This is a genomic window from Mesorhizobium sp. L-8-10 (assembly GCF_016756635.1).
In the GTDB taxonomy this organism is placed as follows: domain Bacteria; phylum Pseudomonadota; class Alphaproteobacteria; order Rhizobiales; family Rhizobiaceae.
Genome location: NZ_AP023263.1, coordinates 3,239,650 through 3,259,504 on the forward strand (window position 1 = coordinate 3,239,650; position 19,855 = coordinate 3,259,504).

Consider the following 19,855-nt stretch of genomic DNA (forward strand, 5'->3'; position numbering starts at 1 on the left):
CCTTTCGTCGTGCATATTCGTCTCATCAATCCCAATTCGACGGCCTCGATGACCGCTCAGGCGCTTGAAAGCGCCCTGCGCGTCGCTCAGCCGGGCACGCTGGTGACGGCGGTCAATCCGGCTGGGACGCCGGTCAGCATCGAGGGCAGCGCCGACGAGGCGATGGCCGTCTCCGGCATGCTTGCGGAGATCCGCAAAGGGGAAGGCGAGGGCGTCGACGCCTATGTCATCGCCTGCTTCGACGACCCCGGGCTGCATGCGGCCCGGGAGGTGGCCAAGGGGCCCGTCATCGGTATCTGCCAGGCGGCGGTGCAGGTGGCGATGACCATCAGCCGCCGTTTCTGTGTCGTCACCACCCTGCCGCGCTCCGTCCCGATCATCGAGGATATCGTGCAGGCCTATGGCGCGGGGCATCATTGCCGCGCCGTGCGCGCCATCGATCTGCCGGTGCTGGGTCTGGAGGAGGATCCGGAGACGGCGGAACGCCTGCTGATCGATACGATCGAGCTTTCGAAGACCGCCGACAGGGCCGAGGCCATCATCCTGGGATGCGCGGGAATGTCGAGCCTGTGCGAGCGGCTGGCCACCTCGACCGGCGTGCCCGTCATCGACGGCGTCACAGCCGCGCTGAAGATCGCCGAAGCCCTCGTCGGTGCGGGTTACGCGACGTCGAAGGTCAATGCCTACGACTATCCCCGGAGGAAGGGACTGGGCGGCCGGGCGACAAGCATCGGAAGCCGGGCGGGCATGGCCTTGCCGGAGAACGCCTGATGGGGCGCATCGAGACCGTGGCCTTCGCGCGAAGCCCTGGATCCGGGGCAGAATGAGGGCCGTCGCCGCCTCCCGCACACAGATGCCCAGCCTTGAATTTGCGGGCCGAAACATATCGACCCGGCAAATCGAGGAGAAGATCTGGCTGGCGATCGCCGAACGGCGATTATGTCCCGGCGTGCAGCTCAAGGAGGGGCAGCTCTCCGGCATATTCAATGTGAGCCGGGCCAGGATTCGGCAGGTGCTGTCGGCGCTGCAGCGCGACGGCCTCGTGAGGATCATCCCCAATCGCGGTGCGTTCGTGGCCCGGCCCTCCACGCAGGAGGCGCAAGACGTGTTCGGCGTGCGCCGGATGGTGGAACAAAGGGTGGTCGAGCGCGTGGTGGAGCACGCCTCAGGGGCCGATCTCGAGCGCCTGCGCCGCCATGTCGGGATCGAACGCGAAGCGATCGACCATGCCGCAACCACTGAGATCATCAGGCAATCCGGCGGTTTCCACCTGCTTCTGGCCGAGATCACCCAGTCGGCCTTCCTGACGGGAGCGATGCGCGACCTCGTCACGCGCAGCTCGCTGATCACTGCCATCTATCGCAAGACGGATTGCCGAAACTGCGGTCCGGACGAGCACGAAAGCCTGGTCGAGGCGATCACCCGACGCGACCGGGAGAAGGCCATGGCCCTGATGATCCATCATCTGGAGCATCTCGAGGCGGAACTCGACCTGGCCGTCACGCCACCGGCGTCGGACGATCTTCGCCGGGCGCTGGCATGAGTGCTTCGCCGCGACGGAATAGATCACAATGATTGTGGACTGTCCGCATGGATTGAACCGGTCCTTCGACGGGGTCGGCCTGCCACGCGTCGGTTCGCGTTTCGAAGGCCATGCCGCGGCCTTCATGCCGGTCGCGCAAAAAATGCGCGTCCATCGAGTGATTCCATGTCACGCGAAACCGCCGGGGAACGTCTTATGTTCTGACCCACAACACAGGAGCAGGACATGGGCCCGAGATTGAACCCGTACGACGAAGCGCCAGACGCCATGAAGGCCATGCTGTCGCTGGATGGGTTTGTGCGCAAAAGAGGGATCGACGAGCAGCTCTACTGGCTGGTGAAGATCCGTGCCTCGCAGATCAACGGATGCGCCTACTGCATCCATATGCATACAAGAGAAGGCCGGGCGGCCGGGATCAGCGAGGACCGCATGCATCTGCTCCCGGCATGGCGGGAATCTCCGCTCTACAGCGCGAAGGAACGGGCTGCCCTTGCCTGGACGGAGTCGCTGACGCTGCTGCCTCAGACCGGCGCGCCGGATGACGTCTTCGAAGCGCTGCGGGCCGAGTTCGGGCCGAAGGAGATCGTCGACCTGACGCTGCTGATCGGCACGATCAACGTCTGGAACAGGATCGCCGTCGGGTTCCGAAGCCTCCATCCGGTATCGACGGATACGAGCAACCGGTAGTACCGATCGCAGCATCGCACCCGGAGCAACCGGGGTGCGATATTGAGAACGGAGAGCATAGCCAGGCTTCGTCCGCGGGTTCTCCGCGGCTATGCCAGGATTTTGGAGTGGGTGGAGATGAGCGGGCTGCCTCTGGCGGAGTTCGAGAAATATCGAAGCGCCATGTTCGGGATCGCCTACCGGATGCTGGGATCGGTCTCCGACGCCGAGGATATCCTCCAGGACGCCTATCTGCGCTGGCATGACGCCGATCGGAGAGAGGTCGAGAGCCCGCGCGCCTTTCTGTCCAGTATCGTGACGCGTCTGTGCCTCGACAGGTTGAGGAAGGTGCGTCGCCAGCGCGAAGACTATGTCGGGCAATGGCTGCCGGAGCCGCTTCTGGAGCGGTCGGACACAAGCGTGCAGCCTCCGGAGCACATAGATCGCGACGTGTCGACGGCGTTGATGCTCGCTTTGGAGCGGCTCTCTCCGCTCGAACGCGCTGCCTTCATTCTTCACGACGTCTTCGACATGAGTTTCGAAGAGGTTTCGGCGAGCATCGGAAGACCCGAGGCGACATGCCGCCAGCTTGCCAAGCGGGCGCGCGCGCATATCGCCGATGCCCGACCCCGGTTTACCTACGCCCAGGCCGAGGGCGAGCGTATCGCCCATGCGTTTTTCCGCGCCGCCCGGGACGGTGATCGCGCCGGGCTCCAAACCATCCTTGCGGAAGATGTTCGCCTTCACTCGGATGGTGGAGGCAAGAAGCTGGCCGCGCTCAATGTCCTGGCCGGGGCGTCGCGCGTGTCCGCCTTCTTCATCGGCATTGCATCCAAGAGCGTGCTCACCCGGCCCATCTGGACCAAGGCCGTGACGATCAACGACCATCCCGGACAGATCTCCGTCGAAAGCGACGGAACGCTGCAGACGCTTTCGGTGGAAGTTGAGGGCGATCGCGTCACGGCGATCTACTTCACCCGAAATCCCGACAAACTCTCCCATCTCCTTTCGGAGTTGCCGCCGGAGGTCGCGGAAAGGGTCACCCCGGCAAGAGAAAAGGACATCGGGTGAAGCGCCCGGTCCGGAGCCGGCGGTGCTGGTCCTCGATGCCGGGAAATCGGTCATCACGGCGTTCGACCAGATCGAATCCGACGCCTTGCGCCCACGAGCGACGTCGGCCTGGGGACCAACAAGTCCCTGCACGGCGGGAGCATCTGGCGTAAGGGTCAAGGCGCGCGTAAGCTCTGGCGAAAGCCGGGTGGGTCGATGTGCGGACGGGTGCATATCAAGACGAGTCTGGACGAGATGCTGCGGGCGTTCGCCTTCGCTCGCGGCGACCCCGAAGTCGACCGCGCCGCCAACCAGTTTCCGAGATACAATGGAGCGCCGGGGCTCGACTATCCGCTCATCGTCCGCGACGTCGTGCGCGATGCAGCGGAACCGGTGTTCGGCCCGTCATTCATGATGGCCCGATGGGGCCTCATCCCGCATTTCGCGAAGGTGAGAAACGAAGGTTTCAAGCATATCAATGCTCGGTCGGAGAGCGTCGCCACGAACGGTATCTTCAGGAACGCATACCGGTCCCGCCGTGCGCTGATGCCGGTCACAGGCTATTTCGAATGGCACGACAAGTTCGGGACGGGGAAGAGCAAGGACAAGCAGCCCTATGCGATCGCGATGGCGGACGATTCCCCTTTCTGCCTGGCTGCGATCTGGCAGGCATGGCGCGATCCGGAGACACATGAGCCGGTCCGCAGCTTCTGCATCCTGACCTGCCCGCCGAACGAGATGATGGCGAAGATCCACGACCGCATGCCCGTGATCCTGGCGCGCGCGGATTATGAGCGATGGCTGGGCAGCGGTGAGCTCGATCCGGCCGATATGCTGAAACCGTTTCCAAGTGAGCTGATGAAAATGTGGCCGATCGACAGGAAGGTCGGCAACAGCAAGAACGATACGCCTGATGTGCTCGACGAGATCGATCCCGACTCGCAGGATCTGTTCTGAGCGACAGCGACGAACTCCGCCGGCACCGCCGATGACGCGAAGAATGCGCAGCAAGGGCAGACCGGCACCCCTGCCGCTCGCTCCGGCGGCGGCACCACCAACGTGCTTCGAGTATCAGTCGCGCCTGGTTCCCGGGGGCTAGCTGCGCCGGATGTTGGTCAAATCGATCTTTCGATATGGAAGCGGCCGGTCCGCAGGATGAATATGAGGGATTATCGTTCGCATCGGTCGATATGAATTGCGAACGAAATGCTTGGGTCGCCTGAGACATTATTTCTAAAGACATCGCTCTGCACTGTCGACACCTTGGCGATTGTGCATGGCAAAAACATATGCATAAGATGTCAGACCATTAGAAGTGCTTGTCATGATAGTAGATGCCGATCCAGGAGATATTCATGACAGGCTCAGAGACCTCCATTCCGGAGTTTGTCTCAAGCTGAAGAAGGGGCGTTACCGGGAGCCGATCGTCCTGTCCGGCGTGAGCGGGACGCAGGACCATCCGATCGTCATTCGAGGCCCGAAGGCAACAATCGGATTCGGCGCGCCCTATGAGGCCTATCGAAAGAAGGCGAACGAATTGTCGGCCGTACAAGAGGCCGGCGGTCTGTTTCCCGGCATCTATTATCTGGCCGACGATGCACAACTCATCCTGCGCAACTGCCAGTGGGTCGTCATCGAGGACCTTCGTTTCGAAGGGTGCTGGCCGACCGCGGTCTATATCGACGACTGCCAGCATATCACATTGCGAAGGCTGAGCTTCCGGGGCGGCACGATCGCTATCGGCGCCTATGGCCCGAACACACGGCACCTGCTGATAGAAGACTGCGACTGGATCCAGGACGTCAGCGCTCGCGGGGAAAAGGATCTCAAGTCCATTCGCAGGTCCGGCCGCCTTCGGCATGGCGACCGGCCGGCCGACAATCTTCTCTGGTCGCAGACTGCGTGGAGGGCTGTCCATGGCGATCTCAGAGGCAATGGCAGCCTTGTGGATATCGGGGCCGATGCACGCGCCTTCGACGGCGATTTCTTCCGTGCGTGGACGATCCCCGGATACGTGATCATCCGCAACAACTGCATCCTGGATGCCTTCAACGCCATCCACTTCTTCAACCAGGCGGCGGAGTCCATCGTCGAGGGCTTTTCGCGGAACGTTGTCATAGAGAACAACTGGTTCGTGCGTCTTCGCGACAATGCTATCGAACCGGAGCACTACGCCTGGAACTGGACGGTGAGGCACAATAATTTCGTCGACTGCTATGCGCCGTTTTCGTTCGAGATGGCGCGCTCGGGCTTCTTCTACATATATGGGAACCTGGGCTGGAACCATCACCGCCCCGGGGTGCGGGAGATCGACGGGGAGAGCACCGGGCGCGTCTTCAAGCTTCCCGAGACGCATGCGGCCGATGGCCCGCACTATTTCTTCAACAACACGTGGATCGTTCGTGGCCCGATCTTCAAGAAGAGACGCTTCTCCCGGTTCCGCCATTTCAACAATATCTACGCGTATCATCTGGCCGATGATGCCGACAAGCCCGCTCTGTTCGGAAGCGGGTGGGCGGAAATGCTGGACTACGGAACTTCGTCGTGGGAGGACATCAGGACGTTCGAGGAAGGAAGGTTCACCAAGGACTGGGGTCGACTGGACATCGTCTTTGACGGGGACATCGTCGACCATCCCGACTTTCCGGATGCCATTCGAGCCGCCGCTTATCCGCTCGGACAGGACTGCAGTCCTGGACCCGTCGAATTTGCGGACCGGTCGCCGGGCGTGCCGAGAGGGCTCGAGACCGACCGGACATTTCCCCGTGTTTCTTTCGTGATCGAGTTGCCGAACGGCCTGACGATGGACGTCGCAGGCAACGTCACGCGCGCAGGGGCCTGGCAGGACGGGGATCTGGCTCGCGTGAACGATCCGCAGTTCTATGATCTTTGGTCGTATCCGCCAGGATCGGGCCCAACGCTGAAACCCAGGCGTGACTGACACCTTTTCTTTTCGCCGGTTATCGACGGTCGGCTCAGGCTTGGGGCCGCAACGCCTCTACAGCATCACATCACTGAAGGCCCGCCGCCCTGAGGACCTCCGGATCGGGCGTGCGGTGGGCGTGCGGCTTGCAATAATCGGGGTAAATCGCCTTGTATCCGGCCAGGGTCGCGATCGGCGCCAGGATTGCAAAGAGCACGCGCTGGACCGGCGGCGGCGGATGGGTGAAGACGACGACATCGGCAAACTCCCGGGCGATGAGCGATCCCTGCAGCGGGTTGGGTCGACCCTTGCGGTCCACCTTGCCATCGTTGGCCAGGCCGAAGAGCATCCCGATCAGCATCTCGAAGCGATTGGGGTCGATGTTTTCCGCGCCCGGCGCCTTGTCCACCTCCACAAGCACATGCGCCTCGTCCACGGTGCTGGCATTCCACCAGTCATGGGGCACGCCCGGTTCCACAGTGGCCGATTGTCCGGGCTCCAGGACGAGTGCGCGGCCGCCGATGCGTGCGTTGAGCTGGCCTCGGAGCACCGTGAAGCGCTCGACCATGTGCGGATGAAAATGCTCGCCGACGACCGCCGCACCGGGCCTGGCCGTCAAGTGAGCAATGCCGGGTCCGTCGCCGCGATCCTCGCTGCCGCGCAGGACGACCGCATATTCTCCCGTCACCCTGTTTTCGTAGACATCGCCGCAGCGAGACATGGCGTTCCGTCCTCGGTGCCTCATAATACATGGTGAGCCGTCGTCGGCGAAGACGCAGCATGGATCCCGACAACCCGAAGTCGTCTCGGCCGGCACGGCGATCTTTCACGCAGCGCCTCCGCCACATGTTGCAAAGTCATCGCCGCCACAGGCAAGATGGTCCCGAATTGAGCGGAGGCATGCGTATGAGCCTCGATGAACAGACGGTCAGAAGGATTTTCACCGGTCTCGAACATGGCGACGGAGATGCTTTCTTCGACCATGTCGCCGATGACGTCGACTGGACGGTGATGGGCACCCATCCGCTTGCCGGGCACTACAAGTCGAAGGCCGCCTTCAAGGCCGGCACGTTCAGCAAGCTGGCCAAGGTGCTGCCCGACGGCGCCGAACTGCGCGTGACCCATGCCTTCGTCTCCGGCGACGTGGCCGTGGTCGAACTGGTGTCGGGCGCTACCGCTCGGAACGGCATGCGCTTCGACAACCATTATTGCTGGGTTGTTCGTTTCGACGGCGGGACGGTCGTCGAGGTCCGGGCCTATCTCGACTCGGCCCTCGTCGCGGAGCTCTTCAGGGAGAACCCGATTTGAAGGGCTGGCCGGGAACGGGACCTACCGGATCAGAAAGTCCAGACATCGACCGGCGCCCTGCGGCCGCGCAGCGAAACCGATGGCGCGAGCTTGAACCCCGCCAGCAGCGGCTGACCGTCCTGGAGACCGCCGCGGCGGGCGTTCTCGACAATGTCGCTGCTCGCGACGATGCGGCAATCGAGGTCCCGGCTCGCTGATTCCAGCCGGCTCGCGACGTTGACGGTGTCGCCCAGGACGGCGAATTCCAGCCGGCGCGCGGGGCCTACGTCTCCAAGGATCACAGGTCCGTAGTGCAGCCCTATCGAGACCCGGATCTCGGGGTCGCCGCGGGCCGCGCCGTCGCGGTTGAAGCCGTCCATGCGACGGATGATCTCTCTGGCCGCCTCGAGGGCATTGGCCGCGTCCGTCGGTCTGGGCTCCGGCGTGCCGAAGGTCGCCATGACGCCGTCGCCGAGATATTTGTCGAGCGTGCCGCCATATTCGAAGATCACGCCCTCGACCAATGAAAGGTAGCGCCGCAACAGATCCATCACCTGATGGGGCGTGCTGCGTTCGGATAGCTCCGTGAAGCCTACGATGTCGATGAAAAGCACGGCGACGTCCTGCGTGCGGACGGCGCCGACATCATGATCGTCCGAGGCGAGCACATCGACCATGTTGGGGGAAAAATAACGCGACAGATTGGCGCGTTCGGCGGCGATATAGGCTTGCTTCATCAGAAGCTCATTCGACCTCCAGCCCCTCAAGGCCAGTATGCCGGCCACAAGCATGAAGACCACCAGCTCCTGGATGCGCTGCGAGATCTGCGGGTTGTTCGGGTCGAGGGCCACGACCATGTCGGGATAGGCCGAGAAGGCGCTGACGGCTGCTTCGTGAAGTGCGGGGTTCTCCCGCCCGAAGACAGCTACGCCGACGACCGCAACCAGCCACAACGCGGCCACCCAGGTTCCCATCGAAAAGATCGTGCGCCACGAATAGGCGAGCGTGCTGATGGCGAGGATCAGAAAGAAATAGATGAACACGTTGAAACGGTAGCTGAAGGCGGTCGGGACGCCTTCTTCTATGAATGGGCTCGGCACGACACAGATGAAGGTGAGCAGCGCAAGCTCAAGGAAAATGAGCGCCAGTTCGGCACCGGAGCGACCGACTTTCGCGATCCTGAGCTGCGCCCACCCGATGACTATGAACCCGAGCACGAAGGCTTCGTAATACAGCACCTCGATCGCGGGATTGAGAAATGGCAGCAGCAGCGCGACGACCGTGAGCGCGACGGTGCGCGCCACCGTGGCGATGCGTTGGCCTTCGCGCTTGTCTTCTTCCAGCGCCTGCAACACGAAGCGGTTGGTATGCGAACGTTGCTCGCGCTGCTCGCGGATGCGCCGTATCCATCCCAACAGGGTTGGACGCGGCATGTTCCCTGCTGTTTCGGTCGCCATCGCATATGCTCCAGAGTCAGGCCTTGACACGTTCGAGATCAGGATATCACGGCAGGCCGGATTGCCGACTGGTTGATGATCCCAAATGCGCGGGCCAAACCGAGCGCCGGCAAATGCCCGATCGTCAACGGCGGCTCGATCCGCATGCCGGCGAGGAGGCGGTCGGGGATGGTCCACCCGTCCCGGTCGCCTAACGGTTCCGCATATGCTCTAAGGGCAGCAGAACAGACAATGGGAAAGGGTGACTTGGCAGGAACGACGGCGATCGGCATCAGCGCCATCCATAGCGGGCCACCGGAACCGTCGCGCTCCAGGAAGTGGCTCAGTATCGAGACGACACGGCCCATCGAGGGGCGCGCTGCGGAACGCAAATTCATGCATGCTGCCCTTCCGGACGGCCCCCGCCCAATGCCGCGCCTGGCCGCTGCAACCCGGGCGCATGCCGGAATGGTGTCGGACTGCCGGCGGGAGGTTTGGGCAACAATGCGCGACGGTCAATTCCTTGGGCACTCGCATTTCGAGTGCAGGCTGGGATGAAAGCTTCGCCCCGGCTCAGATCCGGCAGGAAGGTGCTTCGCCGCTCGCGCGTGGTATGGGGATCGCGCCGCGTCTGGCTGCCCAGGCTGGTATTCTGGAGCGGTGCAGTCGCGATCGGCCTTGTCAGCGTTCTCTTCGCGGTGCTGGCCGACGGGGCTCAGCATCTTTTCGGGGAACTTTTCATCTCGCAGGACGGATGGCGCCGGTACCTGCCACTCCTCGTTACGCCCGCCGGTTTCGCATTGTGCGCGTGGCTGGCGGCGACGGTGTTTCCGGGATCGCAAGGCAGCGGTATCCCTCAGGCGATCGCCGCGCGACATTTGCGCGACGATGAGGACCGAAGGCCTATTCTCTCGTTGCGGCTCGCCCTGGGCAAGATCCTGCTGACGGTGACGGGCCTGTTCTGCGGGGCTTCGATCGGACGCGAAGGGCCGACCGTGCAGGTGGGCGCATCCGTGATGCTCACGGCCGCACGATGGGGAGGAATGTCGCAGGAGCGTGGCCTCATCCTTGCCGGTTCGGCGGCCGGGATAGCCGCCGCCTTCAATACTCCCCTGGCGGGAATCGTATTTGCCATCGAGGAGATGGGCCGTACCTATCAGGCGCGGACGAACGGGCTGGTGCTCACGGCGGTAATCCTGGCCGGCCTTGCTTCACTCGGGCTGCTCGGCAACTACACCTACTTCGGGATGACGCGCGACACCGTTTCTATCGGCACTGACGGGGCGCTCGTGCTGGCATGCGGCATCGTCGGCGGCTTGCTGGGATCCGCCTTTTCGTCGATCGCGCTCAGGGCTACCCGCCGGATCCGGCGTTGGAACGCCCTGGCGCCGCTCCAGCGTACCGTCGTCATCGCCGCCGTCTGCGGTTCGGCGGTCGCGGCGATCGGCCTGGTTTCAGGCGGGCTGACTTTCGGCACGGGCTACGAGCAGGCGCGAAGCGCCGTCGAAGGCACGCAATTGCCCTGGTATTTCTTCCTGGCGAAGTTCGGCGCCAGCCTGTTGTCGATGATCTCCGGGATTCCGGGCGGCATCTTCGCGCCTTCTCTTGCAGTAGGCGCCGGCCTGGGATCGGCGATCGGCTCGCTGCTCGGTTCCAACATCGGGCTCGCCGCCTTGCTGGGCATGGCCGGCTACTTCGCGGGGGTTGTGCAGGCTCCCATGACCGCCTTCGTTATCATCCTGGAAATGTCGGGCAACCACGACAACGTGATCCCCCTGATGTGCGCTTCGATGCTCGGCTACGGCACGGCACGGTTGATTTCACACGAACCACTATACCATGCCCTGTCGCGCCTCTTCATCGCGGACGCCATCCGCCGGCGACGCCTCTCGTCCAGGGATGCCGAGCCATCCGCCGGGCAAGGATGATCCACGAACAGCCGTGCGCAGCGCATTGCGGCACGGATGACGTTCCGACCGCGATCTCCGAAACGCGAAGTGGTCGCGTCAAGGCCTTGCGGTATGCTTCTTCGGGGATTTCCCCTCCGCTCTCATCATGTTGCTATACCGGTGGGCCGCCACTCCTCCGCTCGCTGGTCGGGATGCCATTCAGCCGCAAGGTTCGGAGCCTCGCGGTCTTTTTCATCCGCGCTCGGGTTTCGGCCTCCACGATCGTGAGCGCTGCGGCCTTTGTGGCCCGCCACCTATCGTCGTACCCGGCCAGAGTTCTTGCCGATCGTGGCAAGCGGGGTGTGTCTCCTGCATCCTGCGCATCCAACGGTTCGTCGTCTGAGATAGAAAAATCTACGGGCATTCTCGCATCTCCAGCTGTTCGACGAGCAATCGGAAAAGCGCCCGCGCCCCACCGGAGGGAAAGATGAGGCGCGGGAACGCGCCGACCGCGTTCGACGGGGTATCCTGCGTATGGACGACACGCGGCCGGTGCGTTCCTAACGTTGTTGCCCCAAGCTTGTTCCGCGTGGCGATTGGTCTCAACGCAACCGCCCGAACGTATGCGGGCTATTCGGCGCCTGCGCCGGCGAGAAGGCGTGTCAGCGCTGCTGCCGGCATCGGCTTCGCGAGCGGAAAGGATTGCCCGGCCCAGAGAGGGCTGAAGTCGTCGCGGCCGGCGGCTTCCGCAGCGCCACGAACAGGCGCGAGCGGGCCACCGGCTGTCGGAAAAGCCGGCGCGATATCGGACAGCGGCCCGACTTCCACCATCAGGCGATTGACGATGCTTCGCGCCGGCCGGCCGGTGAACAGGTTGGTCAAAGCGGTGGGCCTGTCCGGTGTGCCCAGTGCTTTGCTATGCACCGCCGAGATGCCGGCTTCCGGCGTGAAGAGATAGGCCGTGCCGACCTGGACCGCGGCGGCACCCAGCGCGAAGGCCGCCGCCACGCCGCGCCGGTCGGCGATGCCGCCCGCCGCGATCACCGGGACGGTGACGGCGTCGACGATCTGCGGGACCAGAGCGAAGGTCCCGACCTGCTCGGACATCCGATCGGTCAGGAAGCTTCCGCGATGTCCGCCGGCCTCGGCGCCCATGGCGATGACGGCGTCGACACCGTGCCCGGCGAGCCAGCGCGCCTCGGCAACGGTGGTCGCGGAGGCGATGACCCTGGCTCCCGTATGCCTCACCCGATCGAGCAGGTCGACCTGCGGCAGTCCGAAATGGAAACTGACGACCTCCGGCCGGTAGGCTTCCACGACCGAGCAGGCCGCAGCGTCGAACGGCGTTCGCCCGCCCACCGACTTCGGCATGCCGGGATCGAGACCGGCCTCGGCATAATAGCCGGCCAGGCGCGCGAGCCAGGCGGACTGGCGCGCCGGATCGTCCGCCGGGTTGGCATGGCAGAAGAAGTTGAGATTGATCGGACGGCGCGTGCCGGCCCGAACCCGGTCCAGCGCCGCGCGCAGCGCCTCCTCGTCATACATCGCGGTCGGCAGCGAGCCCAACCCACCGGCCTCGCTGACGGCGATGACCATCTCAGGCGTCGTGGCGCCGGCCATCGGCGCCTGGATCACCGGAAGCTCGATGCCGAAAAGGTCGAGCAATGTCTGTCGGCTTGACGTGGTCATGGCGTCTCCTTTCGTGGGTGTGGTTTCGATCGCGGCCCGGCGTTGTTTCGCTGGACGCGGGCTGATTGCGGCACGGGCGGGCAAGCGCCCAGCCCCCAAATTCTAAAGTTCGACCTCCTCGATCACGAAGAACGTGGAACCGAGCCGCCTGTTTAGCACGTAGGGCAGAACCGACCTAGCCGGCGGTAAGCAATGCCTTCCAGGCGCGCTCATGTGTCTGCAGGGCCGGCGGCAAGGGCCCCGAGATGGGCGCGCAAATCGTCGCTTCCCCGTCTGGCACCGCAGGCCGCGTCACAGCGAGCCAATCGGTGGAAGAATGGAATCGATAATTTAGCCAAATAGCGTTCTCGCCGAGAAGCTTGCGATACAAGAGCAATTGCCAAACTGATTTTAGTGTATAAAGTAGAGTTGGGGTTTTATTCAGGTGACACGGGGATAGGTCCAGTCAGTTCGACAAGGAAACCTCGCCAATGTCTGCAATGTTCGAATTTACAGGTGGCGGCATCGGGGTCATGCCGGATCCGGACGACAATCCGAACGGTCACGTCGTACCCCATCACGAATCCGGGATCCGAATAAGCTTTCAGGTCGTGAATGTAGGAGACGCGGGAGGCAATGCGGACGTCGGAGTGGAAGTCGACGACGCGTTCCTGACGAGCTGGCAGTCCTCTTTCCTTGATCCGGGAGATTCCGAAACGGGATTCGTTTCCCTGGGAAGGCTGGCGGAAGGCGAACACACAGTTCTCACTTTCGTGAATCCGGGGTCCGGTCAGGCCGATCACGAATCCAACACCTTTATCGTCGGCTGAGATACCCCGCCATCCAGGAGATGGTCCTTCGGTGGGCAGACCCTGGGGCTCGGCCTGAGCAAGGAAAGGGTGATCATGAGCCAGCCTGGAGACTTCGTGCTCACCGTCGACCACGACGGTTCCGTGGAGGCGATTGCTTTCAACCCGGACGGCACCCGGTTTGCCAGCGGTGGCAGCGACTCGGTGCTGCGGATGCGCGCGATCGGCAGCGGAGCACCGCTGGACGTCCCCAGCGCGGGGTTCGTGTCCAGCATAGCGTTCAGCCCGGACTCGGCGACGTTCGCTGTAGCGGACTTCGAGCACGTCCACGTCTGCTCCAGTTCGACGGGAGCGGTGATCTGGAGGGGACCGGTCGAGCCGGGCACCTCTGTGAATTTCGTATGCTTCACCCCGGACGGCAGCACACTGGTCGCCGCCACCGATACCATAGTCGCACAATTCGACAGTGCGACCGGGGCGTCTTTGCACCGCATTTTGGTCGAGCGGCCGCTGATCGCCGACATTGACGTGAGCAGCGATGGTACCCGCATAGCGCTGGCGATCGACGAACGTCACGGCGGCGACCACGGGATCGCCGGGTCTGCGCGCGTGCTCGAACTGTCCACCGGCGACGAGATCGGGCGCCTCGACCCTGATAATGCCGTGCTGGCCGTCGCGTTCAGTCGGGACGGGGCCATGGTGCTGTGCTGTGCCGCCGATGACACGGTCCGCATGTTCGAGGCAGAAGGCGGGGTGCAACTTTGGCCGATGGAGGACGAGGTCGACGAGGAGGTCACGGCCCCGAGCTGCATAGCGTTCGATCCCAAGGGGCGGTGGACCGTGGTCGGCGGAGCGGACGGGTTCGCCCGGATCCTGGAAGCGCAATCCGGGGTGGAGCGGGGGCGGGCGCCCAAATTGGCCCCCGGACTTCCTGACCCGGGTTTCGGTGCCGTCACGCATGTGGCGTTCGGCCCGAACGGCAAGGTGGCGGCGAGCGCCTCCATCGACAATGTGGTGCGCCTCTTCAACCTGGACGGCAAGGAGCACTATGCCGTCAGCACCGACGAGGTTCTCGCAATGGCGTTCAGCCCGGACGGCCGCTGGCTGGGATTGGGTTGTCGAGGCCGCGCGCTCGTGATCGAGAACGGCGAGTTCGGCGTCGTGAGGTGAGGCATGGATCCCCACGAGCTGCTGCAACTGGTCAGTGACCGGCTGCGCACACTGGCAAGAAGGGCGCTGGACGAGGCCGTGCAGCAACTGCCGCAGCTCGATGACGATCCGTCGGCGGCAGACACCATATTGGCGGGTCGGCTGCTGTCCGTGCATGACCGGCTGCCCGCAGGCAACTCCCTGGTGGAACTTCTCCGCGAGATGGCCGGCGACCTCGACGCCGGCTCACCCGTGCGGCTTCACGGCTGGCGGCGGGCGCCTGGAGCGCCGCTCGGACTTGCGCTGGTCCTGACCGACCCAGCCGACCCGGCGGCTGGGCGTGCCGTGCTCGGCATGACGCCGGGTGATCCGACGTTCGACCTGGTGGTCACTCCGGGGGCCAGCCTGTCTATGCCGCCGAGGACTACCGGACCATGGACCGCACAGATCGCGATCGCCGCTCCCCAAGGCTGGGATGGCGCCTTCGGTCCCGGCCTGGACCCGATCGTTCCGAGCGGCACCGCGTCCGTCCGTGTCGAACGCGCCGGCAGGCTGTCCGCCGGGATGAACGAGGGGCCTGGGATGAGCGTCAACGGCATCGCCCTGACCGTCACCGCGACCCCTGGCCAGCCGCCGCACGTCGATGTGGAGTTGCGCGAGCTCACCGTCGCCGTCCTGCCCAAGGCCCTGGCCAAGCTGCTCGGCGCCGGCGGCGCGAGCCTCATGGCGGGCGCTCCCGTCAGCATCACGATCCGCGCGGACCGGGCCGCGGGGGTGCGGTTCACCGGCACGGGCACGCTTGGCATCCCGCTGCCCCTGCGGCTGAACGTGCCTGGAATCCGCACCCGGGGCGCGGCGCTGGAGTTGACCTCCGAGGACGGCGAGCCGCGGTTTGCCTTCTCCCTATCGGCCGCCGCCGACCTGCCCGGGCTGCCGCTGCATGTGTCGTTGGATGGAGCCGGCATCAAACTCCCGGTGGTCCTCTCGTCCGAGAAGCCGCTGGGCATCGACCCGAAGGGGCTGGGGGAGGTGTTTCCGGAGGGCGTCGGCACAGAGCTCAGGCTGCCGCCCGTGTCCGGCGGCGGCGTGGTTCGCCGGACGGAGGACGGAGGTTACGCCGGACTGATCTCCCTCGATCTGGGCGTGATGCGAATGCAGGCCATCGCCCTGTTCCGGCCGCCTGTCGCGGGCGATCCGACCAGTTTCCTGGTATTGCTCTCCGCGACGTTCCCGGCTCCCGGTCTCCAACTGGGGCTGGGGTTCGCGCTGGACGCAGTGGGAGGGCTCATCGGCGTCGATCGCAGCGTCGAAGTCGGCGAGCTGCAGCGGCTGATCAGCGACGGCAATGCCGACCGGGTCCTGTTTCCCGACAATGCCGTTGAACGCGCCCGCGAGATCATAGGGTCGCTGGGGGCCGCCTTCCCGGTCACCCGCGGCCGAATGCTCGTCGGGCCGATGGTGCGTATCACCTGGGGGGCGCGCATCGTATCGCTTTCCGGTGCGCTGATCCTGGAGCTGCCCGCCCCTGTGCGCGCGGTGCTGGTCGGGCGCCTGCTCGTCTGCTTGCCTGATCCCGTGGTACCGCTGATCCGGCTGCAAGCCAGCGTATTCGGCCGGATCGACCCGAGCGTCCCCGTGGTCGAGTTGCTCGTGTCGCTGTCCGGGTCGTGGATCGTCGGGCTTGCGGTGCGCGGGGAGATGTACCTGCTGGTGCGCGGCGGTCGCGAACCCGTGTTCGTCTTGTCGGCCGGCGGTTTCCATCCCCGTTATACGCGGCCTGCCGGTGTGCCGGCGCTGCGCAGCCTGCAGGTCGATCTGGCCCCGAGCATCGTGTTCGGCCTGCGTATGGAGGCGTATCTCGCGGTCACCTCGAATGCCGTCATGTTCGGCGGCCAGGTTCAATTGGACGCGACCATCGCCGACTGCGGCGTGCAGGGTTGGCTCGGACTGGACGCTTTGTTCGTGTTCGATCCGGTGTTCGCGTTCTCGGTGCGCGTGCGCGCGGGGGTGGCGGTCCGCGCGTTCGGCCGACGGCTTGCCAGCGTCGGTCTGGACTTCACCCTCGAGGGCCCGGCCCCTTGGCACGCCTTCGGCACGGGCAGCATCTCGGTGTTGTTCTGGGATGTCGAACTGGACTTCGACATCCGCTGGGGCTCGCCGCCTGCGGTAAGCCAAAGGGGTGGGCGTGATCCGGGCGAGCCGCTCCTGAAGGTCATGCGCGAGGCGCGGGCCTGGGTGGCTGAGCGGCCGCAGATGGAGCGCACCGGACTCACCTTCACCGCGGTGGCCATCAAGAAGCTCGGCAATGGCGAGATCGTGCACCCTGATGCCACCCTGCGCGTCAGCCAGGCAGTGGTACCTCTGGGCGTCCCGATCTCACGGTTCGAACGTCGCCAGGTACCGGTGCAGACCTGGACGATCGTGAATGTCACCCTCGGCACAGCGCAATCCCCGGAAGCCTTCACCTCGCTGGCCGAACGGTTTGTGCCGGGCGAGTATTTCGACCTTACCGAGGACCAGCAGCTCACCGGGCCGGCCTTCGTCGACCACGCCGGCGGGGTGCGGGTAGGCACGGACGGCGTTCTCGTCGGCGACGGGCACCGGGTCGACGACGGTTACGAGACCGCCTACGAGCCACCCCTCGCGACCCGGGAATTCTCCGGCTGGGCTGGGCGCTTCCATGGCGAGGCCGTGTACGCGGTCAGTGCGGCGGAGCGGCTGGAGCGCTGGCGCAGCCCGGAGGCCGCCGTGCGGGTGCGACCGTCGACGTTGGGCGTGGCGGCCACGAACGACCTGAGGCCGATGCTCGAAAACGTGTCCCTGGTCAATGCCACCGCCAATGCCTGGTTGGCGCTGCGCGAACGGCTGGACCCGAATGTGACGGTACAAGTCGTGGAGAGCTGGGAACTGGCCACATGACGACACGATGGTTCTTCTCCTCGGCGCAGGTGGGGGCGTCGGCTGCGGCGAGAGGACGTTCGCTGGACACGTCGGTGACGTTCATGCGGGAAATGGACGGCCGGCGCGAGCCGGTGACCGCCGTTGGGCCAAGGCTGTCGCTGGTCGGCCCGGGAGATGTGATCGGCTTCGACCGGGCGATGGTCCTGCGCGAGGAGCCGCCGCCAGGCGCGGCCCCTGCGGCGGAGAACATCCTGGCCAGCATCGAGTTCGCGCATGCCGACCTGCCGTGGCTGCTATCCCCTGGACCGGCCCAGACCCCGTCCCCGCAGCCATGGATCGTGCTGGTCGTGCTCGCCGAGGACGAGGCCGAGCCGCCGCGCGAAGGCAATCCGTTGCCGGTTCTAACCGCGCCGGTCGTCGCGCTTCCCCCGCTGGCCGATCGGTGGGCATGGGCGCATGTGGAGGCACGGCTGGACGACAGGGTCACGCGGATCGACGACGCAAGAAGACTTGCTGCGCTGGGTACGCGCCAACACTCGGCCGAGGTCATCGCGCGGCTGCTATGCCCGCGCAAGCTGAAGCCGGACCGGGGATGGATCGCCGCGGTCGTCCCAGCGACCGAGGCCGGTCGGGCGGCTGGCCTCAACATCGCTCCGGTTGGATCGCCCACCGCGGATGCCTGGACAGCCGGCGGTGGCGGTGCCGTCGAGCTCCCCGTCTACCACTGGTGGCGTTTCCTCACGGGGAAGGAGGGCACCTTCGAGGAACTGGCGCGGCGACTGGATTTTCGGCCTGCAGAGGAAGCGGGGCTCGGCACCCGAACCGTCGACGTCAGCCGACCGGGGCTGGTCGAGCAGGAAAGCCGGCCGGCCACAGTGACCCTTGACGGCGCGTTGCGGGTGCCAGGGGCAACGGCGCCCGAGGTGTGGTCGGACACCGCTGCGCAGGAGAGCTTCAAAGCCTCGGCCAGGATACGCCTCGACGACCCGGCCAGGCGCCGAGCCGAGATCGGGGATCCGGAAGCGGACCCGGATACCATTGCCGTTGCCCCGCCGCTCTACGGCAGCGACCACACCGGTCAGCAGACCGTGCCCCTCGACCGGGAGAGACCGGAGGAACCGGAGAGCTGGATGACCACGCTGAACCTCGAGGTGCGGCGGCGCGTGGCTGCTGCGCTCGGCGCGCGCTACGTCCAGTTGGAACAGGAGTTCCTGATGGCCCGGGCCTGGGAGCAGGTCGGCGAGATCCGGCAGGCGAACCGGCTGCTTGCCGTTGCGGAGTTGGCCGCCGCGACGGCGGAACAGGCCCAACGCAAGCACCTCGATCCCCTGAATGCGGCCGACCTGGTCGTCGCCATGGCTCCGGCGAGCACACGCATGCGGTTGTCCGCGGGGCGGCTCGACACCTCCGCCACGCTCGCGACCTTGCTGGCTGCTTCCCCGGTGCCGACGGGAGCTGCGAGTTCCTCCTTTGCCCGGCTGACACGCCGGGGCGGGGCGTTGGCGCGCCGCGCCGCGCGCGGCCCGAACGGCACCGGGAACGTCAGCGCCGTTCCGGTGATCACGCAGGGGCTGCTCGAGATGGGGGTGGTGAGCGAGGAAGCGCCCGATGCCGGCCTGCCGGGCGAGGTGCGTGCCCTGATCACGCCGTTCCCTCTGCAGTGGCGGCGCATGGTCGACCGCATCCCCATAGAAGCCATGGCAGGCCGCTCTGAAACGGAAGCCCGCCCGCTGCGACCGATCATGGCTCACCCTACGTTCAGCGTCCCGATCGCCACGGAACTGTTGGCCCGCTGGCCCGAATGGGCAGTCCCTGGCATAGGAGCGCTGCCGATGGACACCGTGACCTTGCTGGAGACCAATCCAGAATTTGTCGCCGCCCTGCTGGTCGGGCTCAATCGCGAATTCAACCGGGAGCTGCTATGGCGCGAGTTCCCTACCGACCAGCGCGGCACGTCGTTCGCCCGGTTCTGGCCCAGCGCCGGGGCGGATGTCGACGAGATCGCCCGCTGGCCTTTGGATGCTCCATTGGGCGACCAGCTCCGCGCCGGTGGAGAGAGCAGTCTTGCGTTGCTGGTTCGCGGTGAGTTGCTGCGCAGGTTTCCCGGTACCGCACTGCTCGCGGTCCCGGGCGAGGGCGGCAAACTGCCGGCCACCTTCGGAGGGGCGACCACCGCGATTGCGCTGGACGAATCGACGGTGCTGTACCTCCTCGACGGCGTCGACAGGCAGCAGGCCCTCGACGAGGACTGGTTCTTCGTGTTCCGCGAACCGATGCGAGGGACCCAGTTCGGCTTCGATTCAGGTGAGCCGGCCCCGACGTTGGAGACCTGGGCCGACCTCACCTGGGAAGACGTCGGTGTCGACGCCTCCGGATTCATACGGGTCGCCAGGCCGCCGACGAGAACGCCAAGCAGGCCGTCGCCGGACGACCCGCCCGCATGGGGGCGGGACGCCGCCGATATGGCCAGGATTGCCTTCCAGCAACCGTTCCAGATGGCCTTCCGGGCCGCGGCCATGCTCGGCGACTGACCG

Annotated in this window: 16 protein-coding genes; 12 read left to right on the plus strand and 4 right to left on the minus strand. The window is 65.3% G+C overall.

What is annotated here, in order from left to right; all coding sequences use genetic code 11:
• The first annotated feature begins 9 nt into the window (after window positions 1–9).
• The 6 genes from JN280_RS15045 (at window position 10) to JN280_RS15070 (ending at window position 6,200) form a co-directional block, all read left to right on the plus strand.
• Window positions 10–771 carry an aspartate/glutamate racemase family protein gene (locus JN280_RS15045; RefSeq protein WP_202313217.1) on the plus strand — a complete coding sequence of 254 codons (762 nt, stop codon included), beginning with the start codon at window positions 10–12 and terminating at the stop codon, window positions 769–771.
• Window positions 772–853: 82 nt separating this feature from the next.
• Window positions 854–1,543, plus strand: coding sequence for a GntR family transcriptional regulator (locus tag JN280_RS15050; RefSeq protein ID WP_202314779.1), 690 nt, complete (start codon window positions 854–856; stop codon window positions 1,541–1,543).
• Between the two features lie 225 nt (window positions 1,544–1,768).
• Window positions 1,769–2,230, plus strand: coding sequence for a carboxymuconolactone decarboxylase family protein (locus JN280_RS15055; protein ID WP_202313219.1), 462 nt, complete (start codon window positions 1,769–1,771; stop codon window positions 2,228–2,230).
• A 117-nt stretch (window positions 2,231–2,347) separates the two neighbouring features.
• Complete coding sequence (locus JN280_RS15060; protein WP_202313221.1) at window positions 2,348–3,280, plus strand: sigma-70 family RNA polymerase sigma factor; 933 nt, start codon at window positions 2,348–2,350, stop codon at window positions 3,278–3,280.
• Between the two features lie 195 nt (window positions 3,281–3,475).
• Entirely contained in the window at window positions 3,476–4,216 is a 741-nt protein-coding gene (locus JN280_RS15065; protein WP_202313223.1) for an SOS response-associated peptidase, read from the plus strand.
• A 367-nt stretch (window positions 4,217–4,583) separates the two neighbouring features.
• Complete coding sequence (locus JN280_RS15070) at window positions 4,584–6,200, plus strand: right-handed parallel beta-helix repeat-containing protein (protein ID WP_202313225.1); 1,617 nt, start codon at window positions 4,584–4,586, stop codon at window positions 6,198–6,200.
• A 70-nt stretch (window positions 6,201–6,270) separates the two neighbouring features.
• Here JN280_RS15070 and JN280_RS15075 read toward each other — a convergent pair whose 3' ends face one another.
• Window positions 6,271–6,903 (minus strand): cupin domain-containing protein, encoded by a 633-nt coding sequence (locus tag JN280_RS15075; RefSeq protein WP_202313227.1) that lies wholly within the window; start codon window positions 6,901–6,903, stop codon window positions 6,271–6,273.
• A gap of 185 nt (window positions 6,904–7,088) precedes the next feature.
• Here JN280_RS15075 and JN280_RS15080 point away from each other — a divergent pair, with 185 nt between their 5' ends.
• Window positions 7,089–7,490, plus strand: a complete 402-nt coding sequence (locus JN280_RS15080; RefSeq protein WP_202313229.1) for a nuclear transport factor 2 family protein — start codon at window positions 7,089–7,091, stop codon at window positions 7,488–7,490.
• 29 nt (window positions 7,491–7,519) lie between these two features.
• Here the strand turns inward: JN280_RS15080 and JN280_RS15085 are convergent, their stop codons facing one another.
• Window positions 7,520–8,926, minus strand: a complete 1,407-nt coding sequence (locus tag JN280_RS15085; RefSeq protein WP_244743331.1) for an adenylate/guanylate cyclase domain-containing protein — start codon at window positions 8,924–8,926, stop codon at window positions 7,520–7,522.
• Window positions 8,927–8,964: 38 nt separating this feature from the next.
• The gene (locus JN280_RS15090; protein WP_202313231.1) at window positions 8,965–9,273 is read right to left on the minus strand and encodes a hypothetical protein; all 309 of its coding nucleotides are present in this window, start codon (window positions 9,271–9,273) and stop codon (window positions 8,965–8,967) included.
• A 186-nt stretch (window positions 9,274–9,459) separates the two neighbouring features.
• Here JN280_RS15090 and JN280_RS15095 point away from each other — a divergent pair, with 186 nt between their 5' ends.
• Window positions 9,460–10,833 (plus strand): chloride channel protein, encoded by a 1,374-nt coding sequence (locus JN280_RS15095; RefSeq protein ID WP_202313232.1) that lies wholly within the window; start codon window positions 9,460–9,462, stop codon window positions 10,831–10,833.
• Window positions 10,834–11,424: 591 nt separating this feature from the next.
• Here the strand turns inward: JN280_RS15095 and JN280_RS15100 are convergent.
• Entirely contained in the window at window positions 11,425–12,483 is a 1,059-nt protein-coding gene (locus JN280_RS15100; protein WP_202313233.1) for an NAD(P)H-dependent flavin oxidoreductase, read from the minus strand.
• A 470-nt stretch (window positions 12,484–12,953) separates the two neighbouring features.
• Here JN280_RS15100 and JN280_RS15105 point away from each other — a divergent pair, with 470 nt between their 5' ends.
• The 4 genes from JN280_RS15105 to JN280_RS15120 all read left to right on the plus strand — a co-directional run bounded on the left by JN280_RS15105 (window position 12,954) and on the right by JN280_RS15120 (window position 19,852).
• Window positions 12,954–13,292: a hypothetical protein gene (locus JN280_RS15105; protein ID WP_202313234.1), complete on the plus strand. Its 339-nt coding sequence runs from the start codon at window positions 12,954–12,956 to the stop codon at window positions 13,290–13,292.
• Window positions 13,293–13,367: 75 nt separating this feature from the next.
• Entirely contained in the window at window positions 13,368–14,441 is a 1,074-nt protein-coding gene (locus tag JN280_RS15110; RefSeq protein WP_202313235.1) for a WD40 repeat domain-containing protein, read from the plus strand.
• A gap of 3 nt (window positions 14,442–14,444) precedes the next feature.
• The gene (locus JN280_RS15115) at window positions 14,445–17,339 is read left to right on the plus strand and encodes a DUF6603 domain-containing protein (RefSeq protein ID WP_202313236.1); all 2,895 of its coding nucleotides are present in this window, start codon (window positions 14,445–14,447) and stop codon (window positions 17,337–17,339) included.
• Complete coding sequence (locus JN280_RS15120; RefSeq protein WP_202313237.1) at window positions 17,336–19,852, plus strand: hypothetical protein; 2,517 nt, start codon at window positions 17,336–17,338, stop codon at window positions 19,850–19,852. The genes JN280_RS15115 and JN280_RS15120 overlap by 4 nt, the downstream gene beginning before the upstream one ends.
• Window positions 19,853–19,855: the final 3 nt, after the last annotated feature.

Excerpts from the sequence above, each read along its gene's own strand:
- JN280_RS15095 (WP_202313232.1), top strand. The coding sequence starts at position 9,460 with ATGAAAGCTTCGCCCCGGCTCAGATCCGGCAGGAAGGTGCTTCGCCGC.
- JN280_RS15085 (WP_244743331.1), bottom strand. The coding sequence starts at position 8,926 with ATGGCGACCGAAACAGCAGGGAACATGCCGCGTCCAACCCTGTTGGGA.
- JN280_RS15055 (WP_202313219.1), top strand. The coding sequence starts at position 1,769 with ATGGGCCCGAGATTGAACCCGTACGACGAAGCGCCAGACGCCATGAAG.
- JN280_RS15090 (WP_202313231.1), bottom strand. The coding sequence starts at position 9,273 with ATGGGCCGTGTCGTCTCGATACTGAGCCACTTCCTGGAGCGCGACGGT.
- JN280_RS15120 (WP_202313237.1), top strand. The coding sequence starts at position 17,336 with ATGACGACACGATGGTTCTTCTCCTCGGCGCAGGTGGGGGCGTCGGCT.
- JN280_RS15080 (WP_202313229.1), top strand. The coding sequence starts at position 7,089 with ATGAGCCTCGATGAACAGACGGTCAGAAGGATTTTCACCGGTCTCGAA.
- JN280_RS15100 (WP_202313233.1), bottom strand. The coding sequence starts at position 12,483 with ATGACCACGTCAAGCCGACAGACATTGCTCGACCTTTTCGGCATCGAG.
- JN280_RS15070 (WP_202313225.1), top strand. The coding sequence starts at position 4,584 with ATGATAGTAGATGCCGATCCAGGAGATATTCATGACAGGCTCAGAGAC.
- JN280_RS15075 (WP_202313227.1), bottom strand. The coding sequence starts at position 6,903 with ATGTCTCGCTGCGGCGATGTCTACGAAAACAGGGTGACGGGAGAATAT.
- JN280_RS15105 (WP_202313234.1), top strand. The coding sequence starts at position 12,954 with ATGTCTGCAATGTTCGAATTTACAGGTGGCGGCATCGGGGTCATGCCG.
- JN280_RS15065 (WP_202313223.1), top strand. The coding sequence starts at position 3,476 with ATGTGCGGACGGGTGCATATCAAGACGAGTCTGGACGAGATGCTGCGG.
- JN280_RS15115 (WP_202313236.1), top strand. The coding sequence starts at position 14,445 with ATGGATCCCCACGAGCTGCTGCAACTGGTCAGTGACCGGCTGCGCACA.
- JN280_RS15060 (WP_202313221.1), top strand. The coding sequence starts at position 2,348 with ATGAGCGGGCTGCCTCTGGCGGAGTTCGAGAAATATCGAAGCGCCATG.
- JN280_RS15110 (WP_202313235.1), top strand. The coding sequence starts at position 13,368 with ATGAGCCAGCCTGGAGACTTCGTGCTCACCGTCGACCACGACGGTTCC.
- JN280_RS15050 (WP_202314779.1), top strand. The coding sequence starts at position 854 with ATGCCCAGCCTTGAATTTGCGGGCCGAAACATATCGACCCGGCAAATC.